Annotated in this window: 4 protein-coding genes; all 4 read left to right on the forward strand. The window is 40.2% G+C overall.

Translation table 11 applies throughout. From position 1 onward, the window contains the following. Positions 1 to 887: UDP-N-acetylglucosamine 1-carboxyvinyltransferase (locus tag WKI23_RS09295; protein ID WP_368079724.1), on the forward strand; the 887-nt coding region annotated here is incomplete at its 5' end. Between the two features lie 15 nt (positions 888 to 902). After that, on the forward strand, positions 903 to 1,454 hold the full coding sequence (locus WKI23_RS09300; protein WP_368079725.1) for a GNAT family N-acetyltransferase: 552 nt from the start codon (positions 903 to 905) through the stop codon (positions 1,452 to 1,454). Then, positions 1,447 to 2,724 (forward strand): CBS-HotDog domain-containing transcription factor SpxR, encoded by a 1,278-nt coding sequence (spxR, locus tag WKI23_RS09305; protein WP_023942527.1) that lies wholly within the window; start codon positions 1,447 to 1,449, stop codon positions 2,722 to 2,724. The genes WKI23_RS09300 and spxR overlap by 8 nt, the downstream gene beginning before the upstream one ends. 15 nt (positions 2,725 to 2,739) lie before the next feature. After that, positions 2,740 to 3,600: a methionyl aminopeptidase gene (locus WKI23_RS09310; RefSeq protein ID WP_000631534.1), complete on the forward strand. Its 861-nt coding sequence runs from the start codon at positions 2,740 to 2,742 to the stop codon at positions 3,598 to 3,600. Positions 3,601 to 3,726 lie beyond the last annotated feature (126 nt).

Below are 3,726 nucleotides of genomic sequence, written 5' to 3' on the forward strand. Positions count from 1 at the left end.
TACACCTTAAGGCATTTGAAGCCATGGGTGCCACTGTTAGCTACGAAGGGGATACCATGAAGTTGTCTTCTAAAGAGATTGGTCTTCATGGTGCAAGTATTTACATGGATACGGTTAGTGTAGGAGCAACAATCAATACGATGATTGCTGCGGTTAAAGCGAATGGTCGTACCATTATTGAAAATGCAGCCCGTGAACCTGAAATTATTGATGTAGCTACTCTCTTGAATAATATGGGAGCTCATATCCGCGGTGCAGGAACTAATATCATCATTATTGATGGTGTTGACAGATTACATGGAACTCGTCATCAGGTAATTCCAGACCGCATTGAAGCTGGAACATATATTTCCTTAGCTGCTGCAGTTGGCAAGGGAATTCGTATAAATAATGTTCTTTACGAACACCTAGAAGGATTTATTGCTAAGCTGGAAGAAATGGGAGTGAGAATGACTGTATCTGAAGACAGCATCTTTGTCGAAGAACAGGCTAATTTGAAAGCAATCAATATTAAGACAGCTCCTTATCCAGGCTTTGCAACTGATTTGCAACAACCGATTACCCCACTTTTACTAAGAACGAATGGTCGTGGTACAATTGTCGATACGATTTACGAAAAACGTGTAAATCATGTTTTTGAACTAGCAAAGATGGATGCGGACATTTCGACAACAAATGGTCATATTTTGTACACAGGTGGACGTGATTTGCGTGGGGCAAGTGTTAAAGCGACTGACCTGAGAGCTGGTGCAGCTTTAGTTATTGCTGGCTTGATGGCCGAGGGACAAACTGAAATTACCAATATCGAGTTTATCTTACGTGGTTATTCTGATATTATCGAAAAATTACGTAATCTAGGAGCGGATATTAGACTTGTTGAGGATTAAACCGTAGAGGTGTTTATGAATATTTGGACCAAATTAGCAATGTTTTCTTTTTTTGAAACGGATCGCTTGTATTTGCGTCCTTTCTTTTTTAGTGATAGTCAAGACTTCCATGAGATAGCTTCGAATCCAGAAAATCTTCAATTTATTTTCCCGACTCAGGCAAGTCTGGCAGAGAGTCAATATGCGTTGGCCAATTATTTTATGAAGGCTCCTTTGGGAGTATGGGCTATTCGTGACAAGAAAACTGAAAAAATGATTGGTTCAATTAAGTTTGAGAAGTTAGATGAAATTAAAAAAGAAGCAGAACTTGGCTATTTTTTGAGAAAAGATGCTTGGTCGCAAGGATTTATGACAGAGGTTGTTAAAAAAATTTGTCAACTTTCTTTTGAGGAATTTGGCTTAAAACAATTATCCATCATTACCCACCTTGAAAATGAAGCAAGTCAACGGGTTGCCCTTAAGTCTGGATTTCGATTGATTCGTCAGTTTAAAGGAAGTGATCGCTATACAAGGAAAATGCGGGATTATCTTGAATTTCGGTATGTAAAAGGAGAATTCAATGAGTAAGCATCAGGAAATTCTAAGCTATTTGGAGGAATTACCAGTAGGTAAAAGGGTCAGTGTTCGTAGTATTTCCAACCATCTGGGAGTCAGTGATGGAACGGCTTATCGCGCTATCAAGGAAGCTGAAAACCGTGGAATTGTGGAGACCCGTCCTAGAAGTGGTACTATCCGTGTTAAATCCCAGAAAGTTGCGATTGAAAGATTAACTTTTGCTGAAATTGCAGAAGTGACTTCTTCTGAGGTTCTAGCTGGGCAAGAAGGTTTAGAGAGAGAATTTAGTAAGTTTTCAATCGGTGCCATGACTGAACAAAATATTTTGTCTTACCTTCACGATGGGGGGCTCTTGATTGTCGGAGACCGGACCCGTATCCAACTGTTAGCACTTGAAAATGAAAATGCCGTTCTGGTTACAGGGGGATTTCAGGTTCATGATGATGTCCTTAAACTGGCCAATCAAAAAGGGATTCCTGTTCTGAGAAGCAAGCATGATACTTTCACTGTCGCGACCATGATCAATAAAGCCTTGTCAAATGTCCAAATCAAGACTGATATTCTGACAGTTGAGAAACTTTATCGTCCGAGTCATGAGTATGGTTTTCTGAGAGAGACCGATACCGTTAAAGATTATTTGGACTTAGTTCGTAAGAATCGTAGCAGTCGTTTCCCAGTTATCAATCAACATCAGGTCGTTGTTGGAGTTGTAACCATGAGAGACGCTGGTGATAAGTCACCAAGCACCACAATTGATAAGGTCATGTCTCGTAGTCTATTTTTAGTTGGTTTATCGACAAATATTGCCAATGTGAGTCAACGGATGATTGCTGAAGACTTTGAAATGGTACCGGTTGTTCGGAATAATCAAACCTTGCTTGGAGTTGTGACACGACGAGATGTCATGGAGAAGATGAGCCGTTCTCAAGTTTCTGCTCTACCTACTTTTTCTGAGCAGATTGGTCAAAAACTTTCTTATCACCATGATGAAGTCGTCATTACAGTTGAGCCCTTTATGCTTGAGAAAAACGGTGTTTTGGCTAATGGTGTATTAGCGGAGATACTGACTCATATGACCCAAGATTTAGTTGTGAATAGTGGTCGCAATCTCATCATCGAGCAGATGCTGATCTACTTTTTGCAGGCTGTTCAGATAGATGATATATTGCGCATTCAGGCACGCATTATCCATCATACGAGACGATCAGCTATTATTGATTACGATATTTATCATGGTCATCAGATTGTTTCAAAAGCAAATGTGACCGTTAAAATTAATTAGAAACTAGGAGAAAAGATGATAACATTAAAATCAGCTCGTGAAATCGAAGCTATGGACAAGGCTGGAGATTTTCTAGCAAGTATTCATATCGGCTTACGTGATTTGATTAAACCTGGCCTAGATATGTGGGAAGTTGAAGAGTATGTTCGCCGTCGTTGTAAGGAAGAAAATTTCCTTCCCCTTCAGATTGGGGTTGACGGTGCCATGATGGACTATCCTTATGCTACCTGTTGCTCTCTTAACGATGAAGTAGCTCACGCTTTCCCTCGTCACTATATCTTGAAAGATGGTGATTTGCTTAAGGTTGATATGGTTTTGGGAGGTCCTATTGCTAAATCTGACCTGAATGTCTCAAAATTAAACTTCAACAATGTTGAGCAAATGAAAAAATACACCCAGAGCTATTCTGGTGGCCTAGCAGACTCTTGTTGGGCTTATGCTGTTGGTACACCGTCCGAAGAAGTGAAAAATCTGATGGATGTAACTAAAGAAGCAATGTATAAGGGGATTGAGCAAGCTGTTGTTGGAAATCGTATCGGTGATATTGGAGCAGCTATTCAAGAATACGCTGAAAGCCGTGGTTACGGTGTAGTACGTGATTTGGTTGGGCATGGTGTTGGACCAACTATGCACGAAGAACCAATGGTTCCTAACTATGGTATTGCAGGTCGTGGACTCCGTCTTCGTGAAGGAATGGTCTTAACCATTGAACCAATGATCAACACAGGCGATTGGGAAATTGATACAGATATGAAGACCGGCTGGGCGCATAAGACCATCGACGGTGGGTTGTCATGTCAGTATGAACACCAGTTCGTGATTACAAAAGATGGGCCTGTTATCTTGACTAGTCAAGGTGAAGAAGGAACTTATTAAAAGAAAGTGAAAAGACTGCTGGAAGTTCATTTTGTTAGAAAAACCAGTAGAACTTCTCATAATAAAACGCATTGTATCAAGCTTTTATGCCTGATGTAATGCGTTTTTCTGATTTTAAGATTTTTT

This window comes from Streptococcus pseudopneumoniae (assembly GCF_038148955.1).
In the GTDB taxonomy this organism is placed as follows: Bacteria; Bacillota; Bacilli; order Lactobacillales; family Streptococcaceae; genus Streptococcus; species Streptococcus pseudopneumoniae_T.

What these genes read in the sequence shown, in the direction of transcription:
- spxR (WP_023942527.1), top strand. Translation starts at nt 1,447, where the DNA reads ATGAGTAAGCATCAGGAAATTCTAAGCTATTTGGAGGAATTACCAGTA.
- WKI23_RS09310 (WP_000631534.1), top strand. Translation starts at nt 2,740, where the DNA reads ATGATAACATTAAAATCAGCTCGTGAAATCGAAGCTATGGACAAGGCT.
- WKI23_RS09300 (WP_368079725.1), top strand. Translation starts at nt 903, where the DNA reads ATGAATATTTGGACCAAATTAGCAATGTTTTCTTTTTTTGAAACGGAT.